The organism is Bartonella grahamii ATCC 700132, assembly GCF_000518085.1.
GTDB lineage: Bacteria > Pseudomonadota > Alphaproteobacteria > Rhizobiales > Rhizobiaceae > Bartonella > Bartonella grahamii.
Map to the genome: position 1 here is coordinate 1 of NZ_JACX01000024.1, position 22,807 is coordinate 22,807.

Genomic DNA, 22,807 nt, shown 5'->3' on the forward strand with positions numbered 1-22,807 from the left:
TTCCAAGATTTCTCTACTGCCAAGACCTTCAATTTTGAAGTGAAGGGTAATTTGTCTCAAAAAATCGATTTGCTCTTGAGTCTCATTGACCAAGTCATCATGCACTTCTGTGTTACGGATAGTTCTGCCACGGTTCCTGCCCATGATGATCTGATTGGTGACACCCGAGAGCCAATCGGTGCGCTGTTCATGCCAAAAGTCTGTCGCGGGTTCAAGGGTTACTGTACCAGGCAGGGGTGCAAAATTTTGATAGGGGTTGATTTTTTCGCAAGCCGTTGTCAACTCTTGCGCAATGATCACTTCATTTGTCCAGTCAAGGGTGACAGGCGCTTTTAAAGGAGCAGTGTAGAATGTTGGGTCAATGGCAAGCTGCAAAATGCCGTTGCCTACAGCCCCCGTTTGCGTAAAGCCTTCATCTCTGTAACTATCATCAAGAAAGGGATCAGCAAATATGCCTTTTTTGGCAACAGGTTCTTTAGAGTCCACGTTGCTTTTAATGCGCTCTAATTGCATCAACCGGTCAAGGGAAAGCACCCGTTGAAAATAGCGCCACATCTCATCATAGGGGGCAACCCGTGTGCCATCATTAACCACAACCGGCGTTTCAAACCAATTATTGGTGATCGTTGCAAGGGACAACACATCATCAGGGACACTTGGTGCCATGGGGTGATCTGCCGAGATACCTTTGATGTAAACCACATTGCCTCCTGTGTTGAGACCTATACGGTCAATGCGGGGCAATTTGTAAGTGTAACTGACGATAATATCCCCACCTTGCGCCCCACCTGAGACAGTGATTTCCTGCGCTGTTACCTTATCAGCCGTGATTTTTGAACGGTAACGATAAGTCACTTTGTAGGTGCTCCCCGGAGCAGGTTCATCTCCCATGGGAGCCCAATCAATGGTGTCTCCGGTTTTTTTAAAATCTGTACCTTCTTTAAATTCCTTGCTTCCTTGAACGACTTTAATAAAAGAGGTAATGCTTTTATCAGGAACACCATCACGCCCAGCGGCAACCGCACCACGGGTTAGTGTGACAGTTTTTTCTTTTGTAAGCAAAAGAGAATGAATATCGGCAATGGGAGCATAATAGGGTTTAAAGGTAAAGCTTGTTTTCCCTTTTTGAGGTGTAAAGATATGGGTTTCGCTTGGCACAACGCTTGTCGAAAAATCCTCCACCTCTTCATGGCGCAAGGCGGCTAAGCGCTTGCGTTTAAAGCCATTGATATTGGCTTCTCCCTCTTGAATACTAAAGACTTGGCAACCGTTGTTTTGTCCCAATGCGCTTACACGGCAGCCACTCACGATATAATGCCCATGGGCTCTGTCATACGTCGCAATAGCTTGCATGGCGGGTTCAAGCAATGAGGGGGATTTTTGATCAATCAGAACACCATCTTGTAAGATATAAACCGGAAAGAAAGTGCCGTCTTGAGCATCCTCTTTCAGAGCCCAAACAAGCTTTGCTGTTTCGCGTGCGGCACCAGGTTCTCCTTCTGCCAAGGTGCCAGGGACTTGCCCTAACAACTCTGGATCATCCTCATGGGTTATCCATTTTTTTTGCAGCTTCACACCAATTTCCAAGCGTCCAATCATGGAAACATTGTTGAGTACAGCTTCAGAGACCGGAAAGATATCGCCTGCGATATAAATCTTGCCATCTGTTAACGTTACGGTCCTTGTCTTTTTGTTGACAAAAGCATCAGCCCGTTCAACGCGGTCTCCTTCTTGTGCAACAAGGCGCCCCAAACGGTCATGCCGTCCCCTTATAATGGTTTGAACTTCATTGAGTTCACCACTTTGAATAAAGGGACGCGTGCCATAAAAGACAACGCTTTGTTGTTCCTCTTTGCCGCGAGATCTGTCAATTGCAAACGGTAAACCACTTTCATGCTTCATATTAAAACCTCAATAAAATCTTGAATTGTTCGCGAACATCGGCACGCAAAGGAATATTGACAGGCGTTTTGAGTATTTCCACACCGCCACTTAGTTCATCAGGCTCACACCAAAGCTTGCCAAAGGGGATATCTTGTTTGGGAATGCCGTGAACGAGAATGGAAATAAATGCTGCTTGTTTCCCATCAACATCGTGAAAGTCTGTGCGGGCTGCAACAAGAAGCGCCGTGCCCCTCGGGGAGGGCTGATAGTGATTATCTGAATGGCTGTACACACCATCCAAAACCTGTTCGACAGGCGCTACAGCATAGCATCTTTGATACCCAATCACGCCATCTTTGGTGTCTCTTAACACGAGATAAAGCGTGCGGCCATGAAACCATTCTGCCATGAGTATATCGCGTTCATGTTTTTTGACCGAACACCACGGAAAATTTGCCATGTCCCATGGGTAATCAATCTGTTCCCAGCTTAATTCCTCATCCCCATCATCTATCCAATTGCCAATAAGCTTGCCTTCTTCTCTTGTGAGAACGTGCTCTATCTCTGTCGTGCGCCCAAAGGAAAACAAAGTACCCCCAGCTGTTAAGCGCACACCGCTCTCATACTCCAACATGCTGTCATCAAGGCGTGACATATTGCATTCAACAGCTTGCACATCATAACCATAGGTCCCTCGACGAAAATCAGAGCGCAAACTTTTGGAAAGATCTGTGATTGCTTCAATGGCTTCAAGGCTTTTGCGTTCAGGGAGGCTGTCAAAGTAAAGTTGAAAGGAATTCCACCATACCCGCCCCGTCCAGGCGGGTTGAAAGCGTGCCGAAATCTCTAGCCATTCAAGCCCCATCTCTATTGCCGCAAGAGAGCCGCGCAAGCGCTGCCATGCAAGCCCTTGATCAATCAAATCATAGAGGTTTGGAACATAAGGTGTAAGCTCTCCAAGTCCGTATTCTTCAATGAGCCACGGCAAGAAGCGGGGAGGGCGTGTGATCAGTTTAGAACGTGAAATCCCCAAAACAGAACCATCAATATCTTGATGAAAATCGCAAGCATCGGCAAGGCGCTTTTCAAATTCTGTCGCGTTTGTGGGAAGGAGGGAACCAACCATTAGCGCGCACGCCCTTTGAAGTTTAAGGTGATTTTTCCAATCGATAAAACTTCTTCGTCACAAACCGTACTGTCCCTTGTTGGTGTAATGGCGATCACTTTTTGGACACCAGCAATCATGAGTTTTGAAATCCACCACGACAAACTTAATTCACGACCAATGGCTTGTTCTTGTCTCCATGCTGCTCTTAAATTTGTTTCCATTGTTGTAAGAATTTTCAAAGATGTTTCTGGTAACAGCCAAACATCTGCTTCTAAATCCAGCACTTTTTTGACAGCAGCGTGAACAATGATTGTATCATTGGTCATGATGATATTTTTTCTGTGCAGAGCTTCTGAGACTGTTTGTATGAGATCTTCAGATGCCGTTCCTTCTTCATTGTTGCCAAAAAGAGCAACATAGATGGTTGGGTCTTTGCCTTTACGGTAAACAATCGCATCCTTAACACGACTATCGGCTGTTAAGGCTATAAGCTTGTAATAGGGCTCTGTTCCGCTACCATTGCCACCACGGGCATGAAGCTCTATACGTTCACGATATCTCTCGTCACTTTCACCCTCCATGCGGGCAAGACCATGCCAGTTTCCCAAAGCGTCAAGAGATTCACCGGTTGCAAAATCAAGAATGTTGTTGCGTGCCGCTTCGTTAATACGCTGTCTTAAAAGCAACTCTCGATAGCTAAAAGCCTCAATGACTTTTACAGCCGGATCACTTTCAAGAATGGTATATTCCGGCAAAAGCTCTTTTAAATGGGCAAGAGCAGCAGCGCGTATTTCCTCAAAAGAAAGTTTTGTGATGATTTCGGGTTTTGCAAGTACTCCATTCATTTTATCAATAATCCTTCCATGGTAATGGGCTTGCCGGATGGCAAATAAATACCTTCAAAGGACAAAGAAACTTGTCCAGCATCAACCATTTTAAAATCAATTTTTTTCAATTTAAAACGCGGTTCCCACTTGTCTAAAGCCTCAGCAACAGCGGCATAAAGAGCAACAGCAAAAGCATTATTAACCGGTGCATCAATGAGTTCTGCAACACGTGAACCATAATCACGCCGCATTACACGCGAACCAATCCGCGTTGACAAAATATCAAGGATTGATTGGCGCAAATGATCAATGCCGGTCAATGACTTTCCCGTTGTACGGTCCATTCCACTGTTCAATTGGGACCTCCTGTCATAGAACCACCAGGGAAAACACCACCATGAACATGTGTTGCTCCTACATTGGTGTCGTTATGCTTTAGTCCACTTGAATGAATGGAAACATTACTCCCAGAATGAAGAGAGAGACTATCATTCGAATTCAGTGAAATGCCATCACCAGCCTTCAAAGAGATGCCGCCTTTTGCGTTTAAATTTATATCGCTTTCTGAAACAATCTTTATGCCTTCCGGTGCGGTAAGCTCTAGCTTGCCACCATCACCTTTTAGTGACACACCATCAGAGATTGTCAGGATAAATTTTCCCCCTGATTTGATATGAATTCCATAAGTGTTTTGTTCATCATCATATTCAAGGCTGGTTCCATCAGGGTATATAGTTCGGTGAATGCTGCCTTTATCGGCTGCTTGATTAGCATCGGTGTGAAGTGAACCAACAATCACTCCTTGTGATAAATCCCCTGATGATGAAAGAACAATCACTTGCTCTCCAACATCGCGTCCTTCATAAGAGCGTGTTTTACCGGCGCGGGCTTGTGTGTCTGGAATCCAATCACTGACAAGATTGCCACTTTTTATCCGATAGCGTGCGTTTTTATGGTCGACATGGCTAATCTTACCCACCACAACCATATTGGCTACACGTCTTTTTAGATCTGTGATTTCTTTATCGCGCCGCTCTAACATGTCCACCTTCAATTTTATGGTATTTATCTTTATTTCTTACGCCTGTTTCTGGTTCAAAGCTTAAGAAAGGTTCAACGAGTCTTTCTGTTACACTGCCTTCTTCTTCATCCATGTTGGGGATATTTGTCACATAAATGACTTCAAAGGTTAAAATTGCACCATGGAGCGCTAGGGCGCCATTATCACCAAAGGCAAAAGCAATATTTTGCAGGCGGCATGTCTCAACAGTGTTGTTAAGATTAGGATTAGCGTAGAAAACCTCCTCAACTTCCCATGCTAATTGATCAACAAAACGTGCTCCATCTTCACATGTCGCATAACATTCAACATCTAGCGTTAAAACACGCCGCCTTACTCCATAATCATAGCCATCTTCAATCGTTTCACTTTGTGTTGAGATATTAATTGCAGGTGTGTTCTCAGGGGAGAAGTTGAAATCACGCATATTGAAAACATTGTTACCGGCTGCCGTCTTTGCTGCTTTGATCAACGCAACAAATGTTTCTCTTATCGTCTCTCTAGGATGCATGAGTGTTCCTGTTTAAACAGATTGATTTTTAATCATTTTTATTGTATTTGTGGATACATTTTGATATACATACGTTATGGTAGCAAACATCAAAGTTCATGGCATAAATTGGGATGATGGTAACTGGCCAAAATGTGCCAAACATGGAGTTTCTAAAAAAGAAATTGAGTATTTATTCACTGAACCTGGAAATCTCGTCATAAAGCATGACCCCAATATTAAAGAAGAGCGTTTCAGAGCCATTGGACGAAGCTATAATGAGCGATATATTTTTTTAGTTTTTACCTTAAGAACAATAAAGAACGAATTGTTTGTACGTCCTATTAGCGCTCGTTATATGCACCAAAAGGAGATTGATTTTTATGAAAACCTCTAAATTAAAACAAATGCCCGTTTTTAAGACGGATGAAGAAGCAGAAAACTTTGTTGATACTGCAGATCTTACTGATTATGACTTAACTGGTTTTAAGCCTGTTCATTTTGAATTTTTACCTAAAGAAGCCTCTATGAATATTCGCTTACCTCAAGCACTTATGAAGGCTTTAAAGGAAAAAGCTAAAAATCAAGCTATCCCTTACACACGCTATGTTCGACATCTCATCGAACGAGATTTACGAAAAAGCCATCGTAATTGACCAATATCCTCTGTAGAGGATATAAGAAAGGATGAAAGATGAACAATAATCATTATACCTATCGTGTTTTGTGGTCGCAAGAAGATGAGGAATATGTTGGGTTGTGTGCAGAATTCCCATTCCTTTCATGGTTAGATGCTCAAGCAGAGAAAGCTTTAAAAGGTATTATGGACCTTGTTTCAGAAGTTGTTGAGGACATGCAACATAATGGAGAACAACTTCCAATACCTTTGTCACATGGCAAGTGAAGTTGAAATCGTAGATTATCATTGATCTGTAGGAGGTCGAGATGAAAAATTATATAGCGATTCATCTCGGAGAAATTTTACGAGAGGAATATTTAAAAGAATATGCTCTCTCTGCTTATGCTCTTGCAAAAGCATTAAATGTTCCACGCACGAGAATAGAACGTATTGTTGCTGAAAATAGTCCAGTGACTCCCGATACAGCACTAAGATTAGCCTATTTTTTTGATACTACTGCTGAATTTTGGCTTAACATGCAAGCTGCTTATGACGTTAGTATCTTACAAACTGAAAAAGCAGATGAATTTGCCAAAATCAATAAATTTGAATGTAGGGTTTAACCACCTCCCCATCTTAAGAACGGGGAGGGGAGTTCTATTTTCTAAATTAAGCAACCTTTTTAATGGGAGACTCCAAATTTGGTTCATAAGTTCGCAACAAAGAATCCATACGATGTGGAAGTTCTGAAGCTCCAAAATCTGTCAAAATTGCCAAGATTTTTGTAATATTGGGCACGTCATCTTGAAGCTTTAAAACCAGAGCATCTACGACCGATTCCATTACCTCAACTATAGCATTGCAGTCCTCATCTCCAATGCCTCGATGGTTAGAAAGCTTAAACAATGCCATCCACAAATCGCATAAGAAGTCGACACTGCTATTCATTGCACACCTCCATAGATTTGTTCTCTTAAACATGCCAATCCTCTAGATGTGATTTTTGTTGAAGGGAGTATCTTTTCTGTTCCATCTGGTCTTTGAATGGTAATAGCAGGACAATCCATGAATCCTTTCTTTATTTTGTCTTGATAGGGTAATAGAGGCGCCCCTGGAGCACGTCGATAAACCCAATCATGTTTACGCAAATAATCCGTTAACTCCTTTGGTCGTACCTCTAACATTTTTGCGGCTTCGATAAGACCAAACAAACCATCAGAACGTTTTAAACCATCCAAAGCTTTTGCTTTTGGTGCTAATTCAGCGATAACATGATCTTTTTGCTCTATTTGACTTTGTAAGTGATTCAAAACACCAAGCAATGCTTCCGGTTTGGAATAGTCAACTTGTGGTGTTGCTACTTGTTTCAAAAGCCGTTCGCATTTGATAAAGTATAAACGAGCTTCTCTACCTTTCTTATTGTTCTCAAGCATAGAAAGCTCTTTTGCTACACTTAAAGTTAGATGATAATCTTTACGATTATGACCACCTCTGCCTTTGCTTCCCAAAATAGGGAAGCAAACAAAGTCTTGATTTTCTACCAAATTATATTTGTTGATACGTTCGGTAATCCAGTCCGCAAATTTTTTACCTACTTCTAAAAAACTATGCAATTCACGTGCATTTACTGTTTGAACAATTTCCTGTCCAACAGTTTGTTCTGATATCGGAATAAGAGTGTTCATGAGAACTCCTTGGTAATAGACGTTTTTGATTGACACTCTTTAAAAAGTGCCGGGTGCTCAAAAACACGGTACCAAGTCCGTCGTTACGCTTTTCCCGCAAGGGTATTGTATAGCGTAACCACACCCGACAATATCATTATATGCGTGTAACACACAATGAGTCAAAGCCTTTAATGTGCGGAAAATAAACTATCTCGGTAGCTCGCCCGCTTGGTATTTAAGGTGTTTTTGAGGCACCTGATTCGATTATTCATACTCCTGTCACAATGTCAATAAGTAATATTATATTTTTCTAAATTATATAAGTACGTCTTTACTTTATTTGTCGACTCACTTTAAATTTCCGCTTTACTTTTTTATTTATAGCGGAGGGGGAGGTAATGCTGGATACCCTTGATACAATTGCAATGATCGTGTGCTTGTTATCATTGCCAGTGATGATTGTCGGACTCGTTTTAGTATGTATAAAGAAATGGCGGAAAAACGGACTGAAAACTCTTGGTATTGGAGCTTTATTATTTATCGGCTCTGCGATAGTAGGTGCTTCTGTACACAAAGACAAACCAAATCAAATTACACACAATAATGAAATTGTTACCTCCTCCTCGACTTCGTCAATAGATGTTGCTACTCAAAACGAAAGCGTGACTCAGATATCAGCTGAGGATACTGATAAGCAAATTACCCCCTCTCAAGTTAACAAACCAGACAAAGATGATGGATTAGGCTTTTGGGGATGGTTTTGGTTAATTTTCTTTGCCTTTTTTGCTTTTTCCATTTTCGCTTATTGGCAAGATAAACGCAAAAAACGTTTTGAAGAAAAAGTTCCAGAACAGGCTTCAATGTCGCTCCCTCCTGCACATCCTTCTTCTGATTTATCAGTCGTTAATAAAACATCTCCAGCACTTAAAAATGAACAACTGGAAAAATGGATCAGGATCTTTCTCCATTGTGCTCTATTGATTGGAGGCATTGTGGTAGTAATAAGTATTTCACCATGGTTATTAGTAGCCATTCTTATTATTTTACTTTTGGTGATCGCTCACTACTCTGAAAAGAAAAAAGTAAAACTTTTTGAAGAACAAGTTGCAATGTTGCTACCGGATATTAAAGTGTCTAGTTTTTCTGAAGCGTGTAAAATGTTTCAAGAACTTGACGCAAGCGAATATGAATATCGTTTAGCACACAATGAAAAATTGTTGGGAGTTCAAGAACGCGTTTTCTTTGATATTAATAAAAAGATCCCACTTAGAGGACGTCTTTTGGTAACCGATCAAGCCATTGTATTTGAAAGTCCTGAAAAGAATGAAAGAACTACTTGGACACGAATTGCATCAGTCACTATAACATACCATGAATGCCAAATCAGTCTCCGTACCGGCATACCACGGAATTACCAATTCACTGCCTTTTCAAGTCCAAGGTTTACAGCAGTAATTCGAGTTCTGGGACAGTTTTATTGATTTTTAAACACACAAGATAAAGATACGTTCATTGTTTTATCTCCCGCAAGATAAGCTTATACATACTAGATTCTGAGGCTTGGACATCTGTGATCACGAAGTGCTCTTGAGAAGAGGGGGCTTTGCTGTTTTCAGGGGAAATGATTACAACACTATCTTGAGGGTTTGGTGGTATTCCGCCGATATCATTGATACAAAGATCAAGTTCCTTTCTTGGTATTGTGGTAGGGATTCTACCACCAGCATCCGATTCCGAATGCTTAATGGTGTAAATCGCTGTGATACGAAAAGATTGCTGGTTGTCCTTTCGCGTGTAGATGATGGGCTGCCCAAAAGTGTTGCGCACATCTTTAACCATTTGGTTTAGCAGCCCGTGCCATCGCATGTTATTTCGCTCCAATCACGGCTTTAAACAGCATTTCAGGGCGTGTGCAGATGTAAAGCGGATAGCTATAAACTTCCGGTTTTACCCATGCATTACGGTCGTGGTCGACGATCAGCATGGTGTAGAGAGGTTTTCCAACGGTGTTAGCAAAATCCAAGCTTTCACCAGGAGCAAAGGTTTTTTGGAATACACCAGGCGCATCAACAGGGAAGAATTGACATTCATCAGGCTTAATGCCTATGGCGCGCTTTGTTCCAGCCTTCGCACTCACATTATAGTTGTGGATACTCCGGTAATTAATGAAAGTGACACCTGCAAAGTCAAAACTGCCAAAGCTCCCCGAGCCAAGAGCGCTTGGTGTTGCAACACCTCCTGCGCTATTGAGTGTCTGTGCTAAGGCTGTGTTTAAATAGGTTTCACGGATTGTTTTGTGATTTTTCAACTTGGAAAAGAATTCATTTCCACAAAGCCCAATAATCCGCGAACGATCAGAAAATGCTCCTTTTGAAGCCTCAATCATCCTCATAATGACTTGGTCAACATTGTCAGCAACATTGGTTGTTTCTGTATTTAGTTTAAAGTCAATGGGCTTTGGTGGTGTAATTTCCCATTCTTTGTACCAATCGACAATCACGGAGCCATCAGCATCAAGGACAACACCTTGAACAGCGCCAAGCTGCATATTCTCCCATGTCAATTCGATTTCAGAAATCAGTTTCTTTTGTTTTCTGGCAATATATTTCATTGCTGTCTCTAACTGATCTTCTGCGCCAAATTCACGACGGTTCTGGATTTCTTCTGATTTTACGGTATCACTTTTGGCAATCCGTGTTGTTTTGAAAAACCGAAGATTACGCCCCTCTCTATCACCTTCTGCCAAAGGTGCACCACGTTCACTGGTTTGAATAAGCGAAAATGTATTATCACGCCGTTCAATACCAACCACTGTGGTACTGGTTTCAACTTCCTCAAAAAGATTAAGAGAGCTTACAAGACCAGGTTGAAACTCATAGTTTTCAATGGCTTTCATCATTGTGATGCTTGAGAAAGCATCATGTTTAAAAAAATTCATATCCATGTGTGCATTCTCCTATCGCAATAGAATGTTGTTCTTGTCTTCTAAAGACTGAATGGCTGCTTTCTTTTGCTCATCCGTGATGGCATCTGGCCATAGCAGTTCAGAAGCTTTTACAGTGCATAAGCGTGCTGTAATCACAGCGCGTTGATCGGCGCCTGTTGCGTCAACAGTGGCAAAAGAAATCCCTGCCGGTGTTTGGCTGCCATCTGTTGCTGCTGGATTAAGGGGGATATATTTTTCTGATGAGGTTATCTTTCCCATGACAGTTCCCGCTTCAATGAATGCTCCTGATGCAAACACCACTTCTTCGTTTGACATATCGGGGTCGTAGGGTCCAAGATAAGCGCCATTGCGTACGTCGTCATAAATAATATTCGTCATTTCACTGCCCTCCAAGCTGCTTCCCATTTTGCGTGAATCTTTGCCTTGCTTGTCCCATCACTATGAGGGGCATAAGGCGAGACTTTTAAAGACGCGCTTTGAGAGCTAGCAGCCGTCAACACACACTGGCGTGCTTTTTCGAGACTCATACCGTTTTGAATAGCTTTTGCTGCGTCAAAAGAAACGCCTAAGTGCTTTGCTTGCCTTTCAAGGGTTGTTAGTGCTTTTGCGCGCTTTCTTTCTTTTTCAAGAGCAGCTTTTATGTTTTCCTGCTTGTCTTCGTTGTCTTCGTTGTCTTCATCCTCATCTTCGTTTTCTTCTTCATCGTCGAAGTCTTCGGCGTTTTTGTCGATGTCACTATCGTCTTCGTCCTCTTCCTCGTCATTGATGATGTCGACAATTTTTTCATCATCATCTTCTTCAGCGCGGTATTGTGTGCGTGCCATGTGTTTTGTCCTTCTTTTTCTGTTGATGTTGGGTTTTGTGATATGGAATCCGTTAAGGCTTCCAACGCTTGCGCAAGGGTGCCTTGCGCATCTGCTAATCCAAGCGTGATCGCTTGGTTGCCTATAAAAGTTTCTGCTTTTGTGTCACGAATTGCATCAGCATTTAAGCGTCTGTTTTGCGCCACCAAATCGACAAACATCTCGTAGAGCAGGGCGCAATCGGCTTGCATTTTTATCTGTGCTGTATCGCTCAAGGGTTCATGAGGATTGCCATGAACTTTGTGATCACCTTCAAAGACAAAGGTCCATTTATGCCCGTGTTTTTCATCTGCACGGGATTGGTCAAGATGAGCGCAAACGACACCAATCGAGCCCACAACACCCGTGCGAGCAATCCATATTTGAGAAGCAGAACAGGCAATGGCATAAGCCGCTGAACAGGCAAACTCATTAGCATGCGCCCAAATGGGCTTGTCGTATTGTTTTGAGAGTGTTTGAAACTCTTCAACCAAATCAAAGACACCACCGGCTTCTCCACCGCCGCTGTCAATATCAAGTAAAACAGCGCGAACATCAGGTTGTGCTATGGCTTCACGAAAAGAAGCCCTTAACCCCTCATAAGAAGTCAATCCCGATAAAGCCCCAAGCCATGCACCACGGCGCACAAGCGTGCCATGAACTGGTAGTATAGCAATATTGTTTTGTACTACATAAGTTTCAGGGGGTCTGAAAGCTCCTGTATCCCCTTGCACAAAAGCCTTAGGGGGAAACTTTTCTCCCTCAAAAAGACGCGGCGCAAGAGCATTCAAAATGATATCAAGCTTTGTCGATACAAGCATATGAGGAACACCAAAAAGCCGTGATACCAAAAACGGCATGTCGAGATTATTCACCATTTGCATGTGCCTCGCTGCTTTGGTTGCTTTCATAAGTTTCGGAAGGCTCTGAATCTGCGGGATCAATTACTTGATTGCTACCAGAGGGCGCTGCCATATCCGTGTCAAAAGATAAGCCGCGCGCACGAGCGTCTGTGTGCTCTTCTTGCAGTTCGGCATGAATGCTGTCGATATCAAAGCCGCGCTCGGCAAGTGCCATGCGTCGTGTTTTCAAGCCTGCACGGATTTCTTCTTTTTCCGCTGAGATATCCTTGTTTGGATCAATCATTTCAAGGGGTGGTGCAAAGCTTTCACATTGAAGCCATGGCAAGGAATTTTCTTCCCACCCTGGCAAATTGACACATTTGACAAGCACTGCCATTTCAACAAAACGCTCCCAAACAATGCGGTTAAACTGAAAGGCAATGATATGTTCACGCCATTGTTTGACGTGCCGTCTAAACTGAATGATAGAGGTACGCACATTTGAAAAATTTCCCCGCGTAACGTCTCCAGTCACAACGGCATAAGGCATATTAAGTGCTGCACAAATTTTCAAGATATTGCGAAATTGAAAAGCCTCATAAGAGCCACCAACCTCAACAGGGGTTGAAAATGTAATTTGTTTTTCGCCATCGACCACGTTAACTGAGCCGGGGTAAATTTTATCCACGTCAGCTGCCTCTTCAGGCTTCTTTGGGGGCGTTCTTTGCTCACGATTTCCCTCTAATTCTTCCTCATGAGATTCCTTCCCTGTAATAAACACCGCAAAAAGAGCCGCTGTCCTTTTTCTATCAAGTTCTGCATCATCATAGGATTCCAGTTGAAAGATCTTTGTCATAGCGCGCGTTATTTTGGGAGAACCGCGCAATTGTCCGGCAATACGGCGCTCTTTGATATGAATGACCATTTCAGCGGGGACGCGCACGCGCTCTTGGCTCTCAAATGCCATATTTGCAGGGACATCATCATAGGGGTGATGTTCCCAGAAATGATAAGCAACGCGCTTACCACTGGCATTAAATTCAATCCCCATACGAATGTAATTGCCTTCAATCTCAGCCGGTCCATTGTAGGAAAGGTCCAACATTTCGGTGGGATAAACTTGTAATTGAAGAGGCACACCAGAGCGCCCGTAGAGGTCGACATAGTGTAGTCTTACAAAGCATTCACCAGTTAAAAAGACCTCTCGTGCAATGGTTGCTTGAAGTCCATAAAAATTGGCATCTTCATCATAGTCCGCTTCATCAACCCATTGCCACCATAAGTCTAAAAGCTTTTTCTTTTCTTCTTGAAAACCTTCAATACGAGGATAAGGTTTAATCCCATCACTGACAGCTGCAGAGACCCATTCCTCCGTTGCAGAACCATAAAGAGCTTCATTGTCATAAAGCCATCTTGAACGAGCAACAATGGTATCACCGCATTCCTCAATGGCTTTATTGATATGTTTTTTTGCGGGGTCAAAACCACCCATGCGACGGCTTTTACTTGCCGCTTCAAAATGGGGATTGTGTTGACGAGAAATTTTAAAAAAGCCTGTGAGTTTATTGAAAAAACCAGCCATTAATAGCCTCGTGATATATTAAAATAGAAAACGCGTGAACGCTTGCGTCCTTCAAGGTTGGCTATTTGTGTGTTCAGCATCTCAAGCGCTCTGCGCAGTTCCTCAACAGAACGGTTGCTGACTTGCTTATCGCCATGGCGCACCGATTGTGCTCCCGAATAAAGAGCTTCTTCAATTTGCTCACGCTGCCTTTTTAAACTTTCTAATCTCGAAAATTTGCTGTTAATTGGTTCTAAAGTTTCACCCACAAATTACCTCCAATCCCCTCGCATATAAGGATTCATCATTGTTCTGAATGGCTTCTTTTGAGGTTTTGCTGTCTGAGATCTTCTTGGAGCAGGAGAGGGGGCATGTCTTGGTGTTGGCTGCTCTAAAGAGCCTTCAACTTTAAGTTTTTCCAGACGCTCTTCTAAGATATCGACTTCTCGATTAAGGTTTATTCCTGCCGAAATCAGACCTTGTAAAGCAGCATAAGCATAGACCCTACAGTCCAAAGCCTCGTTTCTTGCTTTTTCGCTTTTTTGCCATTCAATGCGCTTAAAGCCTTTAAAATATTTGATGACTTTTCTTTCAGCGGTTAGCTGGTCAAAATATTCCCGATCAAGGTTTTTGTGAAAGTGTGTTGCACCAGCCCCCGATGCTTCAGGACCGGATTTTTTAAACCGTGCCGTGATAATATCTTTTGCTGCATCAACACCAACAATATAGAGATTGATCTGTCCTTTGTTGTTTCTACTTGGACGGCGCGGCCATACCGCACGCCATCCCGCTTGCCCCTTAATCCCCCAGATACGTCGTCCCTCACGCGGGCGGACATAATTATAAACCGCTTGTGTGTGTCCACCACCGGTATCAATACAAGCCGCCGTTATCTTGATGCCGTCTTTGTAACCTAGATGCGGCCAACGTCTTGTAAGATATTCATCCAGCTGGTCCCATACTTCAAAAGAAGAGGGATCACCAGGAATGACGTGATAATCAATATGCCAGCTTTCTTCACTGCGTCCCCATCCAACCACTTCAAGTTCCAAGCGGTCATTTTGCACATCAATACCCGCTGTTAACAACACGGCTTGTTCTGGTGCCAGGGGATAATCTTCACGTTTTGCATAGAGGCTATCAGGGTCAATAACTTCGCCTGTTCTGTCTTCCCATGGCTCTCCAAGAACTGTGTTGACAAAAGGCTGCAAAAGTGCCGGATCATCCTTGGCATCTAAAAACTCTCTGGCGCATTCCCCCCAAGTAAGCCAAGGTGAATAGAGTGCTGAAATATGGTAAGAACGCAGACGAGGCTTACTTGACTCCTGTGTTGCGATCCAGCAAGCACCGTTTTCTTCTGCCATTAAAGTGGACTTACGATGTTCGGCATGTTCATGACCACAATGCGCACAAACAAACACAGCTTTTTCGGGGGTGCCTTTTGGCCACTTGATTTGTGACCAAACAATGGGCTGTAGAACACCACATGCATCACAAGGGACATTGTAATATCGTTGGTCTCCTAGCACGAAATCTTTGGCGATACGGCTTGTGTCACGGTGTGTCGGCGTGGACAATTTAAAAATTTTACGTTGAATAAAAGCAGAGGTTCGTTTTTCAGCAATTGTTACAGGATCGCCTTCATTATCGACATTCAATGGGTAAGCATCGACTTCATCCAAAACCAAATAGCGAATAGGAGAAGAACGCAATCCAGCAGCACTATTTGCTCCTGTAATCATCAATGCCCCACCATCAAACTCTTTCGAAAACATTGTATTACCGCTGTCGCGTGCCCGCGCTGGGGCAATGCGTTCGCTTAAAGCAGGGCTTGCCATAATCATTGGGTCAAGACGAGACTTTGACAGTTTCTTAGCGGTCTCAACTGTAGGCATCACATAAAGGGCAGGTCCTGGACTATGATGAATGGCATAACCACAAAAGTTCAATGCTGCTTCCGACATTCCAATCTGAGCCCCCTTCATCACAACCGTTGTTTCAGTCGGATCATAAACAGAAAGATTATCCATGATCTCTCGTAAATAGGGGGTACGTATAGTCCTCCATAATCCAGGCTCAGCACTCGTAACTGTGCTCAAATAACGATTTTTATCAGCCCACTGGGAAACAGTGTAAGGCGGGTCAGGACGGCGCCCTTCATTCGCATAGCAAAAAAAGAGCCCAGCACCAGGGGACGAGGGCGAAGCATCACTTATCATGTTCTGGATTCTCTTCTAAAATGTTGGGATCGTGAAAAGAAACAGGGACGACATTTTCCACTAAAGCTTTGCGCATATGATGATCGATAGCTCCAATAAGGCTGGCCGCATCACATCCCACTTGCACCGCAATTTCAGTACCAAAGCGATAGGCAAAATTGAGCATTGTATCTCGATGCGCTCTTCCAAAGTTCCATGCTTCTTTTCTCACTTCTTCTCGATCAACAGTGGTTTCGCGTAGTCGTTCAAGGGCAATCTTTTCGCTTTCAAGCGCAACTTGCATTCGCTCCAGTTTTATCTTGTATTCATTGGCTCCATCTGTGGAGGCTTGTTTGATCTTTGTCCGCACCTTTCCATCAGGCGCTAAAAATGGGGGTGGGCGCTTTGTTGGATTCTCATTCCAGATGCTTGTGGCAAGGGCTTCATTGACAGAACCATCTTCAAAAAGAGCCGCATCAAATTTACCTGTCTTTATCCGAGAAACCACCGCATTATGTGAAACACCCATCTTCTTCGCAAACGCACGAACCGATAGACCCTTACGCGTTTTCTTATTCATAGTTGCTCCTTGCCTTGATTTTTTTCTCATCTTGAGGAACGGGGCTTTCGGCGTACCAAGAAAGAAAGCTTTACATCACGAACTGAAAAATGGGCTTCAATGCGATAAGGAGACATTTTACATATCATACTGTACACACTAAAATAATTATTTATCAATAAGTTAAGTGTACAATGTACAGTCAATTTGAAAATTCTGTCGCTAGCGATAGTTCGCGCTAGCCTGCCCCGCAACAGACCCAACCCGCTGGGAAGTACCTTTTGCATTGATTTTATTGTGTTTTTTCTGGAAAAAACCAAAGCGCAAGTGACAATCTGCTTTAAAAATTACAATTAAAGTGAGTAGTGTGGTGACATAGCTTAAGAACATTATTTAGCTTTCTTATTGGCGGCATATTCTTGACGAGCAAGTTGGTACTGTATATTGGCAATTAATCTCTCATTGGCTTTTTTTACAATAGCACTTGCAATTTCTGGCTTGGACATCACCCCAGCAATTGAGGGTCCTTCTTGTTTTGCAATAGGGAATTGATCTCCATCCGCTCTTTGAAACACATTACCATTCAGCTTTTTTAATTCAACACGCTTTGGAAAACTCCCACCTTTGATAAAAGCATGGGGTAAGATTTCTTTTTTTCCAAACATTTTGTAAGTCACACCGCGTTTTGTTTCTTCTGCTTGAAAAAATTTAAGAGGTATCGGTGTTCCAGAACCAATGATATCTGTCTCAAGAAACCTTGCTGTCGCCTTTTCTTTAATATAAACGCCTTTTTTGACACGCTTTGATTGGGCAGATGTAACATCGGCAATTTGTTTTTCTGCAAAGCGTTCGACTTGTTTTGCAGAGGTGTTTAGAGCATTACGCAAAGCCCAATTAAGGCGTGGTGCTTGAAGACTGGTGAAGGTATCCTTCACCTGTTGAAGATACCATTTTTGGTGGATGATTAACTTCAACTTCTAAGCCTTTTTGGGGGTAGGTGACTTGGAAGCTTTAGATGCTTTTGGCTGTTCGAGTGAGGTTTTCTCTATCACTGGTTCAGATGATGTTTGTACGGCTTCTTGTTCTATCTGTTTAATTTGTTCAACCGCCTTATCAGGTTTTGCTGTTGTCTTGACTCCAATAAAAGGTTTTACAGCATTAGCGCGCTTGAGACGTGCGTAGACTTGATTGGAAACTTCAACAAATGGATTATTGGGTGTTGATGGTTCAAAGCGAACAGTGCTTTTATTGTCTCCAACAACACACATTGGCTTAGTGATGACAGCTTTCATCATTGCTCCTTTTGAGTCATAATTAATGACATCATTAGTCAAATATTGATTTTTATTCTGTGAAAAATAGATTAGCCAGAATTACCCAGAAAACAGGGCTTTCTAGCCACGTTTCAAGTTCACATTTTACTGAATTTTTGGGGATATTTTTGAATTTTAGGCACAATACGACCAGTGCAGTGCCGTCATTAAATACGATTTTTTACATCATGTCAACAAAAAAAATTATGATCTTGTATTTTTTTTATTTTTTTACCTAAATATGGTGTTTTTAGAAACAAAAAGGTATGTATTGACACAGCCAAAAAAGAAGAAAATCTAAATATTAAGCTCGTGACGTGCTGCTGTTGCCAGAAAAGCAGATCTTGTTAAACCTCTTTCTTGTGCACAATCATCAATTGCACGTAAGAGTCCTCTTTCAATAGATATATTCGTACGTACCACTTCTGCATCATTTTCAATAAAGGGGACTTGTATTAAAAAAGCTCCTTCTGACAAAGCTATTTTGACAGATTCCCGTTGTATGACTTCCTCAAATTTTGAAGGAATAGGCACTATATCTATATCTTCACAATAAAGTTGAAGTGCTTCTGTTGCATTTGCGATTAAATTTTCTTCCTCATCAGCAGCAGAAAAAAGCCCCTCAAAATCAGGGAACTGAACACCAAAAGCAGAATCTTCATCTTTATGAACAAGAGCAAAAAATCTTTTCATTTTTCTTCTCCTTTTTTTAACCAACCTGCTTGTTGTGCGATAGAACGTGCTGTACCAATCGGAAGATTTTTTTTAGGATGTGGAACAATAACAACCTTACCATCTTTTTTTAATTTATGATGAGAACCTTTTACTTTGACAAGTTCAAAGCCATCACGCTTTAATTTTGCAATGATTTTTCGGCTATCTTGTTCCATTCCCTAAACTCATAATGTGTAAATATATACACATTTTAATGATTTTTCATCTGATGTCAATTCTTTTTTAACGGCTAAAGTGCTTATGAAGCGCATTAAGAACAATACGCAAAGAACTAACAAGATGTGTTAGCGATTGATCTTCTATAACAAGATATTGTAATGCAGCATAAAGATTATACTGTCTATAGAGGTGTTGTGCTTCTTTGATAGCCTCTTTCGTCACTTCATAACAATGAGTTGCTCTTTCAATCCACCGTTTTTGTGCCTCCTCATTTGATGAAGGAGTAAAGTTGTCATAAATTGCATTAGGCAATCCTTTTGCACATAGGTAATTGTTTTTCACTTCAAGATATTTTTGCGCAGCATCATATTGGTCTTGATTGATTTCGCCTTGCAAATAAAGCCGCCCGATATAGGTGCCGGAAAGCGGATTTTTAGCCTCTTCTATGGTCAAACAGAAGCGTTTGGCACGCATTTCAATTGCCAATTTATCCATGGGTTCATGCGGTGTTTTTGCTCGTGAGATGCGTCCATTTGGTTCTCTGATACATCCTTTAATCCGAGGACGACCACGTTTTGCACGTTTTTTTCTTTTTGTCATATTTTTTTCAATCAGAATGGGATAGCATCATTAAGAGATATGCTATGATCAGCAGCACCCGAAGCGATAGCATAATTTTGAGAAGTAATGGGTGAAGGGGTAGGGGGTGCCGATTGATCTTTCTTTGCATCAAGCAAATACAATTCACCTTTGAATTGTGGTAAGACAATCTCTGTTGTATAACGGTCATGCCCATTTTTATCTTGCCATTTGCGTGTCTGTAATTTTCCTTCTATGTAAACCTTTGAACCTTTGTTGAGATATTGAAGTGCAATTTTTGCCAAATGTGGATTAAAAATCACCACGGAATGCCATTCAGTTTTCTCTACTTTTTGATTGGTTTTTTTATCTGTATAGCTCTCAGAAGTCGCTATACTAAAATTGACTATTTCTGCTCCAGAATTCATTGTTTTGCTTTCGGGATTAGCACCAAGGCGCCCGATTAACGTCACTTTATTTAGCATATTTGTAGCCCCATTAGATTAGCAATTTATACATGAAAAATCTTAGCATAATTTGCATATTTATTCAATTATTTCAGTTCATTAATAACAGTTTTTTAAGTATTACATTATAATATTATTTGACAAATTATTCATCAAAAAAACATGTCACACAAATGGCACGGCTTTCTTATTTCTGCTTTTAACTTTTCAATAAATATCCTTTCATTAAGAGTCTGTATCAAACTTTTTTGTTCGATTTATTGTTGACTATCGAACCTTTTTGTGCGATATTCATTTTATGCAGAAAGGGGAGGCTAAATGAAACGAGAAGCACTGCTTAGGGAATTACGTAAAGAAGCCAGAAAAAGAGGCATTCATTACAGTGAAGCTCCTGATGCAGGTAAAGGGTCACATTATTTGGTAACTTTTGGAGACAAGACAACCGTTATAAAATCTGGTGAATTGACCCCACTTTACGTGAAAATAATAAAAAAGCAGTTGGGGGTATGAATTATTCTCTCAATGGCTTAAATTTTCGTTTCAAAAGCATTTCGATTATGGCGAGGAGATCTAAACATGGAGTACACTTATCAAGCAAAACTGGAATCTGATCCAGATGGTGGTTTTATTGTAACCTTTCCAGATGTACCAGAAGCAATAACAGCTGGAGAAAATAGAGCAGAGGCATTAGAGAATGCTGTTGAAGCTTTAGGGTTAGCATTACGGAGCTATCCTATGCGTGGTTTGCCTTTACCAATGCGACAACAGTATAAAGACCTTGTAGAGGTTACGGTAGATGCTTGGAATGCTCTTAAACTTGCAGTGGTAGAAGCCTTTAATGAAGCGAATATCACAAAAACAGAATTGGCACATCGTTTGGGTAAAAAAGAAACAGAAGCAAGACGCATTCTTGATCCAAATTATCCAACTAAGCTTCAAACATTAGAGCAAGCACTGAGCGTTCTTGGCAAGCAAGTCGTTATTACAATCAAAAACGCGGCTTAACCACCTCCCCATTTTTGAGAACGGGAAGGGGAGTTGTGTTTTTTAAATTAAGCAACCTTTTTAATGGGGCTCTCTAAATCTGGTTCGCAAGCTTTCAAAAAAGGATTCATAGCCATGGGAAACTCTGAAGCTCCGAAATCTGTAAGAACTGCCAGAATCTTTGTAAAATTGGGCACTTCATCTTGAAGTTCTAAAATCAAAGCTTTTTCCACCACGCCCATGACCTGCACCAGCGTGTTACAATCCTCATCTCCAACGCTTTGATGATTGGAAAATTGAGCTAACGCTATCCATAAATCGCATAAGAAGTCGACACTGGTGTTCATTGTACACCTCCATGGATTTGTTCTCTCAAACAAGCTAATCCTCTAGATGTGATTTTCGTTGAAGGCAGCAACTTTTCTGTACCATCCGGTCTTTGAATGGTAATAGCAGGGCAATCCATGAATCCTTTCTTGATTTTATCTTGATAAGGTAATAGAGGCGCCCCTGGAGCACGCCGATACACCCAATCATGTTTACGCAAGTAATCTGTTAAATCCTTTGGTCGCACCTCTAATATCTTTGCTGCTTCAATTAAGCCAAACAAACCATCAGAGCGTTTTAAACCATCCAAAGCTTCTGCTTTTGGAGTCAATTCAGCAATAACATGATCTTTCTGCTCTATTTGATTTTGTAGGTGGTTCAAAACGCCAAGCAATGCTTCGGGTTTAGAGTAGTCAACTTGTGGTGTCACTACTTGTTTCAAAAGCCGTTCACATTTGATAAAGTATAAACGAGCTTCTCTACCTTTCTTATTGTTCTCAAGCATAGAAAGCTCTTTTGCTACACTTAAAGTCAGATGATAATCTTTACGATTGTGACCACCTCTGCCTTTGCTCCCCAAAATCGGGGAGCAAACAAAGTCTTGATTTTCTAATAAATTATATTTGTTGATACGGTCAGTAATCCAAGTAGAGAAATCTTTTCCTATTTCCAAAAAACCATGTAACTCACGTGCATTCACTGTCTGAACGGTATCGCCATCAATAGTGGTTTGGTATATGTCGATTAAATATTGTGCCATGATTTGGCTCCTATGTGCTTAACGGTTTCTTAATAGACACCTAAAAAGGTGCCGGGTGCTAAGAAACACGGCACATAGCCCGTCGTTATGCTTTTCCCATAAGGGTATTGTATAGCATAACCACACCCGACAATATCATTATATGCGTGTAGCACACAACGAGTCAAAGCTTTTAATTGGCGGTGAAAAGATTGTTTCGGCAATCTATCCGCTATGTGTTGAAGGTGTTTCTTAGGCACCTGATTCGAAAATACACATTACAGAAATAATGTCAAGCGGCTTTCGATAGTTTTTTATGCTCTTGTTGATTTCATCTATGAACGTTGAGAAGAGACAACGCCATTTAATCTAAACAGTTTTATAAAATCGGAAATTTTACTATGGTTTTTTAACTGAGCACTGTAGTGTGTAAATAGATATGTTTATTAAACTGCGTGTACGTAACATAAGAAACAATACACAGACTAAAAAAGAATACCAAAGAGCAATATCTGAGTACCAAAGTATAGTATCCAATGAAAAAGAAAGCTTGTATCCCACGTACTTAGAAATAATAGGTAAAGAGACCGTTTCTTTATAACTACTTGGGAAAATTAAAACGACAAGCGCTACACTTATTAGCTTTAAAAGTCGGTGCATATATTGTTGTAAATCACGTGTTAGTTTCACCCAACCTGTTGTATTTCCGCATTTGTATTTTGGGTTGTTTTGCAATTCAGAAGGAATATTGGAATTGCATAAAATTGCAAAAACCGTTGTGACTATTACCAAAGAAACAGATGCGAATGTCAAAATACTCTGAATAAAGTAAAGATTTTTTTTAATTCCTAAAAAACATATAAATATAAAAGTTATAATGCCAAACAAGGCTCTTAGCTG

At 41.4% G+C, this 22,807-nt stretch carries 32 protein-coding genes and 1 pseudogene; 7 read left to right on the forward strand and 26 right to left on the reverse strand.

Annotated features, from left to right (window positions below):
• The 6 genes from U736_RS0107420 to U736_RS0107445 all read right to left on the reverse strand — a co-directional run.
• Positions 1 to 1,902: DUF4815 domain-containing protein (locus U736_RS0107420; protein ID WP_026500559.1), on the reverse strand; the 1,902-nt coding region annotated here is incomplete at its 3' end.
• 1 nt (position 1,903) lies between these two features.
• Entirely contained in the window at positions 1,904 to 3,010 is a 1,107-nt protein-coding gene (locus tag U736_RS0107425; RefSeq protein ID WP_026500560.1) for a phage tail protein, read from the reverse strand.
• Positions 3,010 to 3,837, reverse strand: a complete 828-nt coding sequence (locus U736_RS0107430) for a baseplate J/gp47 family protein (RefSeq protein ID WP_026500561.1) — start codon at positions 3,835 to 3,837, stop codon at positions 3,010 to 3,012. The genes U736_RS0107425 and U736_RS0107430 overlap by 1 nt, the downstream gene beginning before the upstream one ends.
• The gene (locus tag U736_RS0107435; protein WP_026500562.1) at positions 3,834 to 4,175 is read right to left on the reverse strand and encodes a GPW/gp25 family protein; all 342 of its coding nucleotides are present in this window, start codon (positions 4,173 to 4,175) and stop codon (positions 3,834 to 3,836) included. The genes U736_RS0107430 and U736_RS0107435 overlap by 4 nt, the downstream gene beginning before the upstream one ends.
• Positions 4,172 to 4,861 (reverse strand): phage baseplate assembly protein V, encoded by a 690-nt coding sequence (locus U736_RS0107440; RefSeq protein ID WP_012754721.1) that lies wholly within the window; start codon positions 4,859 to 4,861, stop codon positions 4,172 to 4,174. Before U736_RS0107440 ends, U736_RS0107435 begins: the two co-directional genes overlap by 4 nt.
• A complete protein-coding gene (locus tag U736_RS0107445) occupies positions 4,842 to 5,390 on the reverse strand; it encodes a hypothetical protein (protein ID WP_012754722.1) in 549 nt (182 codons plus the stop codon). The genes U736_RS0107440 and U736_RS0107445 overlap by 20 nt, the downstream gene beginning before the upstream one ends.
• Positions 5,391 to 5,466: 76 nt before the next feature.
• Here U736_RS0107445 and U736_RS0107450 point away from each other — a divergent pair, with 76 nt between their 5' ends.
• The 4 genes and pseudogenes from U736_RS0107450 (at position 5,467) to U736_RS0107465 (ending at position 6,611) form a co-directional block, all read left to right on the forward strand.
• Entirely contained in the window at positions 5,467 to 5,766 is a 300-nt protein-coding gene (locus U736_RS0107450; RefSeq protein ID WP_012754723.1) for a BrnT family toxin, read from the forward strand.
• Positions 5,753 to 6,025 carry a CopG family antitoxin gene (locus U736_RS0107455; RefSeq protein WP_012754724.1) on the forward strand — a complete coding sequence of 91 codons (273 nt, stop codon included), beginning with the start codon at positions 5,753 to 5,755 and terminating at the stop codon, positions 6,023 to 6,025. The genes U736_RS0107450 and U736_RS0107455 overlap by 14 nt, the downstream gene beginning before the upstream one ends.
• 38 nt (positions 6,026 to 6,063) lie before the next feature.
• Positions 6,064 to 6,270, forward strand: a pseudogene (locus tag U736_RS0107460) (toxin-antitoxin system HicB family antitoxin); the annotation flags it as partial.
• A 44-nt stretch (positions 6,271 to 6,314) separates the two neighbouring features.
• Positions 6,315 to 6,611: a HigA family addiction module antitoxin gene (locus U736_RS0107465; RefSeq protein WP_026500564.1), complete on the forward strand. Its 297-nt coding sequence runs from the start codon at positions 6,315 to 6,317 to the stop codon at positions 6,609 to 6,611.
• 46 nt (positions 6,612 to 6,657) lie between these two features.
• Here U736_RS0107465 and U736_RS0107470 read toward each other — a convergent pair whose 3' ends face one another.
• Together U736_RS0107470 and U736_RS0107475 are read right to left on the reverse strand one after the other, a co-directional pair.
• Positions 6,658 to 6,936 (reverse strand): hypothetical protein, encoded by a 279-nt coding sequence (locus tag U736_RS0107470; RefSeq protein WP_026500565.1) that lies wholly within the window; start codon positions 6,934 to 6,936, stop codon positions 6,658 to 6,660.
• Positions 6,933 to 7,673, reverse strand: coding sequence for an antA/AntB antirepressor family protein (locus U736_RS0107475; protein ID WP_026500566.1), 741 nt, complete (start codon positions 7,671 to 7,673; stop codon positions 6,933 to 6,935). Before U736_RS0107475 ends, U736_RS0107470 begins: the two co-directional genes overlap by 4 nt.
• A 380-nt stretch (positions 7,674 to 8,053) precedes the next feature.
• Here U736_RS0107475 and U736_RS0107480 point away from each other — a divergent pair, with 380 nt between their 5' ends.
• Complete coding sequence (locus tag U736_RS0107480; protein WP_026500567.1) at positions 8,054 to 9,136, forward strand: hypothetical protein; 1,083 nt, start codon at positions 8,054 to 8,056, stop codon at positions 9,134 to 9,136.
• A gap of 28 nt (positions 9,137 to 9,164) precedes the next feature.
• Here the strand turns inward: U736_RS0107480 and U736_RS0107485 are convergent, their stop codons facing one another.
• The 15 genes from U736_RS0107485 to ssb form a co-directional block, all read right to left on the reverse strand.
• Entirely contained in the window at positions 9,165 to 9,521 is a 357-nt protein-coding gene (locus U736_RS0107485) for a head-tail joining protein (protein ID WP_026500568.1), read from the reverse strand.
• Between the two features lies 1 nt (position 9,522).
• Positions 9,523 to 10,599, reverse strand: coding sequence for a major capsid protein (locus tag U736_RS0107490; RefSeq protein ID WP_026500569.1), 1,077 nt, complete (start codon positions 10,597 to 10,599; stop codon positions 9,523 to 9,525).
• A 12-nt stretch (positions 10,600 to 10,611) separates the two neighbouring features.
• On the reverse strand, positions 10,612 to 10,980 hold the full coding sequence (locus U736_RS0107495) for a head decoration protein (protein WP_026500570.1): 369 nt from the start codon (positions 10,978 to 10,980) through the stop codon (positions 10,612 to 10,614).
• A complete protein-coding gene (locus tag U736_RS12850) occupies positions 10,977 to 11,129 on the reverse strand; it encodes a hypothetical protein (protein ID WP_244395842.1) in 153 nt (50 codons plus the stop codon). Before U736_RS12850 ends, U736_RS0107495 begins: the two co-directional genes overlap by 4 nt.
• Before the next feature lie 110 nt (positions 11,130 to 11,239).
• Positions 11,240 to 12,322 carry a S49 family peptidase gene (locus tag U736_RS0107505; RefSeq protein WP_026500572.1) on the reverse strand — a complete coding sequence of 361 codons (1,083 nt, stop codon included), beginning with the start codon at positions 12,320 to 12,322 and terminating at the stop codon, positions 11,240 to 11,242.
• A complete protein-coding gene (locus U736_RS0107510) occupies positions 12,312 to 13,868 on the reverse strand; it encodes a phage portal protein (protein ID WP_026500573.1) in 1,557 nt (518 codons plus the stop codon). Before U736_RS0107510 ends, U736_RS0107505 begins: the two co-directional genes overlap by 11 nt.
• Positions 13,868 to 14,116: a phage head-tail joining protein gene (locus U736_RS0107515; RefSeq protein ID WP_026500574.1), complete on the reverse strand. Its 249-nt coding sequence runs from the start codon at positions 14,114 to 14,116 to the stop codon at positions 13,868 to 13,870. Before U736_RS0107515 ends, U736_RS0107510 begins: the two co-directional genes overlap by 1 nt.
• A gap of 3 nt (positions 14,117 to 14,119) precedes the next feature.
• Positions 14,120 to 16,066 carry a phage terminase large subunit family protein gene (locus U736_RS0107520; RefSeq protein ID WP_026500575.1) on the reverse strand — a complete coding sequence of 649 codons (1,947 nt, stop codon included), beginning with the start codon at positions 16,064 to 16,066 and terminating at the stop codon, positions 14,120 to 14,122.
• Positions 16,056 to 16,625 (reverse strand): hypothetical protein, encoded by a 570-nt coding sequence (locus U736_RS0107525; RefSeq protein ID WP_026500576.1) that lies wholly within the window; start codon positions 16,623 to 16,625, stop codon positions 16,056 to 16,058. The genes U736_RS0107520 and U736_RS0107525 overlap by 11 nt, the downstream gene beginning before the upstream one ends.
• A gap of 368 nt (positions 16,626 to 16,993) precedes the next feature.
• Positions 16,994 to 17,578 (reverse strand): hypothetical protein, encoded by a 585-nt coding sequence (locus U736_RS0107535; protein WP_026500577.1) that lies wholly within the window; start codon positions 17,576 to 17,578, stop codon positions 16,994 to 16,996.
• 3 nt (positions 17,579 to 17,581) lie between these two features.
• Entirely contained in the window at positions 17,582 to 17,896 is a 315-nt protein-coding gene (locus U736_RS0107540) for a hypothetical protein (protein WP_026500578.1), read from the reverse strand.
• 318 nt (positions 17,897 to 18,214) lie between these two features.
• Positions 18,215 to 18,610 carry a type II toxin-antitoxin system HicB family antitoxin gene (locus U736_RS0107545; protein ID WP_012754737.1) on the reverse strand — a complete coding sequence of 132 codons (396 nt, stop codon included), beginning with the start codon at positions 18,608 to 18,610 and terminating at the stop codon, positions 18,215 to 18,217.
• Complete coding sequence (locus U736_RS0107550; RefSeq protein ID WP_007553727.1) at positions 18,607 to 18,807, reverse strand: type II toxin-antitoxin system HicA family toxin; 201 nt, start codon at positions 18,805 to 18,807, stop codon at positions 18,607 to 18,609. Before U736_RS0107550 ends, U736_RS0107545 begins: the two co-directional genes overlap by 4 nt.
• Before the next feature lie 67 nt (positions 18,808 to 18,874).
• On the reverse strand, positions 18,875 to 19,411 hold the full coding sequence (locus U736_RS0107555; RefSeq protein WP_026500579.1) for a hypothetical protein: 537 nt from the start codon (positions 19,409 to 19,411) through the stop codon (positions 18,875 to 18,877).
• An 11-nt stretch (positions 19,412 to 19,422) separates the two neighbouring features.
• On the reverse strand, positions 19,423 to 19,875 hold the full coding sequence (gene ssb / locus U736_RS0107560; RefSeq protein ID WP_026500580.1) for a single-stranded DNA-binding protein: 453 nt from the start codon (positions 19,873 to 19,875) through the stop codon (positions 19,423 to 19,425).
• A gap of 300 nt (positions 19,876 to 20,175) precedes the next feature.
• Here ssb and U736_RS0107565 point away from each other — a divergent pair, with 300 nt between their 5' ends.
• Entirely contained in the window at positions 20,176 to 20,367 is a 192-nt protein-coding gene (locus U736_RS0107565) for a hypothetical protein (RefSeq protein ID WP_004859817.1), read from the forward strand.
• 66 nt (positions 20,368 to 20,433) lie between these two features.
• The gene (locus U736_RS0107570; RefSeq protein WP_006589119.1) at positions 20,434 to 20,862 is read left to right on the forward strand and encodes a type II toxin-antitoxin system HicB family antitoxin; all 429 of its coding nucleotides are present in this window, start codon (positions 20,434 to 20,436) and stop codon (positions 20,860 to 20,862) included.
• 47 nt (positions 20,863 to 20,909) lie between these two features.
• Here U736_RS0107570 and U736_RS0107575 read toward each other — a convergent pair whose 3' ends face one another.
• The 3 genes from U736_RS0107575 to U736_RS11930 form a co-directional block, all read right to left on the reverse strand.
• The gene (locus U736_RS0107575) at positions 20,910 to 21,188 is read right to left on the reverse strand and encodes a hypothetical protein (protein ID WP_026500581.1); all 279 of its coding nucleotides are present in this window, start codon (positions 21,186 to 21,188) and stop codon (positions 20,910 to 20,912) included.
• Positions 21,185 to 21,928 (reverse strand): phage antirepressor Ant, encoded by a 744-nt coding sequence (locus tag U736_RS0107580; protein WP_012754741.1) that lies wholly within the window; start codon positions 21,926 to 21,928, stop codon positions 21,185 to 21,187. The genes U736_RS0107575 and U736_RS0107580 overlap by 4 nt, the downstream gene beginning before the upstream one ends.
• A gap of 378 nt (positions 21,929 to 22,306) precedes the next feature.
• A partial coding sequence (locus U736_RS11930) for a hypothetical protein (RefSeq protein WP_081725916.1) occupies positions 22,307 to 22,807 on the reverse strand: 501 nt, incomplete at its 5' end.

Excerpts from the sequence above, each read along its gene's own strand:
- U736_RS0107450 (WP_012754723.1), top strand. The coding sequence starts at position 5,467 with ATGGTAGCAAACATCAAAGTTCATGGCATAAATTGGGATGATGGTAAC.
- U736_RS0107570 (WP_006589119.1), top strand. The coding sequence starts at position 20,434 with ATGGAGTACACTTATCAAGCAAAACTGGAATCTGATCCAGATGGTGGT.
- U736_RS0107485 (WP_026500568.1), bottom strand. The coding sequence starts at position 9,521 with ATGCGATGGCACGGGCTGCTAAACCAAATGGTTAAAGATGTGCGCAAC.
- U736_RS0107580 (WP_012754741.1), bottom strand. The coding sequence starts at position 21,928 with ATGGCACAATATTTAATCGACATATACCAAACCACTATTGATGGCGAT.
- ssb (WP_026500580.1), bottom strand. The coding sequence starts at position 19,875 with ATGCTAAATAAAGTGACGTTAATCGGGCGCCTTGGTGCTAATCCCGAA.
- U736_RS0107480 (WP_026500567.1), top strand. The coding sequence starts at position 8,054 with ATGCTGGATACCCTTGATACAATTGCAATGATCGTGTGCTTGTTATCA.
- U736_RS0107495 (WP_026500570.1), bottom strand. The coding sequence starts at position 10,980 with ATGACGAATATTATTTATGACGACGTACGCAATGGCGCTTATCTTGGA.
- U736_RS0107550 (WP_007553727.1), bottom strand. The coding sequence starts at position 18,807 with ATGGAACAAGATAGCCGAAAAATCATTGCAAAATTAAAGCGTGATGGC.
- U736_RS0107525 (WP_026500576.1), bottom strand. The coding sequence starts at position 16,625 with ATGAATAAGAAAACGCGTAAGGGTCTATCGGTTCGTGCGTTTGCGAAG.
- U736_RS0107520 (WP_026500575.1), bottom strand. The coding sequence starts at position 16,066 with ATGATAAGTGATGCTTCGCCCTCGTCCCCTGGTGCTGGGCTCTTTTTT.
- U736_RS0107475 (WP_026500566.1), bottom strand. The coding sequence starts at position 7,673 with ATGAACACTCTTATTCCGATATCAGAACAAACTGTTGGACAGGAAATT.
- U736_RS0107465 (WP_026500564.1), top strand. The coding sequence starts at position 6,315 with ATGAAAAATTATATAGCGATTCATCTCGGAGAAATTTTACGAGAGGAA.
- U736_RS0107510 (WP_026500573.1), bottom strand. The coding sequence starts at position 13,868 with ATGGCTGGTTTTTTCAATAAACTCACAGGCTTTTTTAAAATTTCTCGT.
- U736_RS0107545 (WP_012754737.1), bottom strand. The coding sequence starts at position 18,610 with ATGAAAAGATTTTTTGCTCTTGTTCATAAAGATGAAGATTCTGCTTTT.
- U736_RS0107575 (WP_026500581.1), bottom strand. The coding sequence starts at position 21,188 with ATGAACACCAGTGTCGACTTCTTATGCGATTTATGGATAGCGTTAGCT.
- U736_RS0107455 (WP_012754724.1), top strand. The coding sequence starts at position 5,753 with ATGAAAACCTCTAAATTAAAACAAATGCCCGTTTTTAAGACGGATGAA.
- U736_RS0107490 (WP_026500569.1), bottom strand. The coding sequence starts at position 10,599 with ATGGATATGAATTTTTTTAAACATGATGCTTTCTCAAGCATCACAATG.
- U736_RS0107430 (WP_026500561.1), bottom strand. The coding sequence starts at position 3,837 with ATGAATGGAGTACTTGCAAAACCCGAAATCATCACAAAACTTTCTTTT.
- U736_RS0107445 (WP_012754722.1), bottom strand. The coding sequence starts at position 5,390 with ATGCATCCTAGAGAGACGATAAGAGAAACATTTGTTGCGTTGATCAAA.
- U736_RS0107540 (WP_026500578.1), bottom strand. The coding sequence starts at position 17,896 with ATGAAAGCTGTCATCACTAAGCCAATGTGTGTTGTTGGAGACAATAAA.
- U736_RS0107440 (WP_012754721.1), bottom strand. The coding sequence starts at position 4,861 with ATGTTAGAGCGGCGCGATAAAGAAATCACAGATCTAAAAAGACGTGTA.
- U736_RS12850 (WP_244395842.1), bottom strand. The coding sequence starts at position 11,129 with ATGAGTCTCGAAAAAGCACGCCAGTGTGTGTTGACGGCTGCTAGCTCT.
- U736_RS0107505 (WP_026500572.1), bottom strand. The coding sequence starts at position 12,322 with ATGGTGAATAATCTCGACATGCCGTTTTTGGTATCACGGCTTTTTGGT.
- U736_RS0107470 (WP_026500565.1), bottom strand. The coding sequence starts at position 6,936 with ATGAATAGCAGTGTCGACTTCTTATGCGATTTGTGGATGGCATTGTTT.
- U736_RS0107425 (WP_026500560.1), bottom strand. The coding sequence starts at position 3,010 with ATGGTTGGTTCCCTCCTTCCCACAAACGCGACAGAATTTGAAAAGCGC.
- U736_RS0107555 (WP_026500579.1), bottom strand. The coding sequence starts at position 19,411 with ATGACAAAAAGAAAAAAACGTGCAAAACGTGGTCGTCCTCGGATTAAA.
- U736_RS0107565 (WP_004859817.1), top strand. The coding sequence starts at position 20,176 with ATGAAACGAGAAGCACTGCTTAGGGAATTACGTAAAGAAGCCAGAAAA.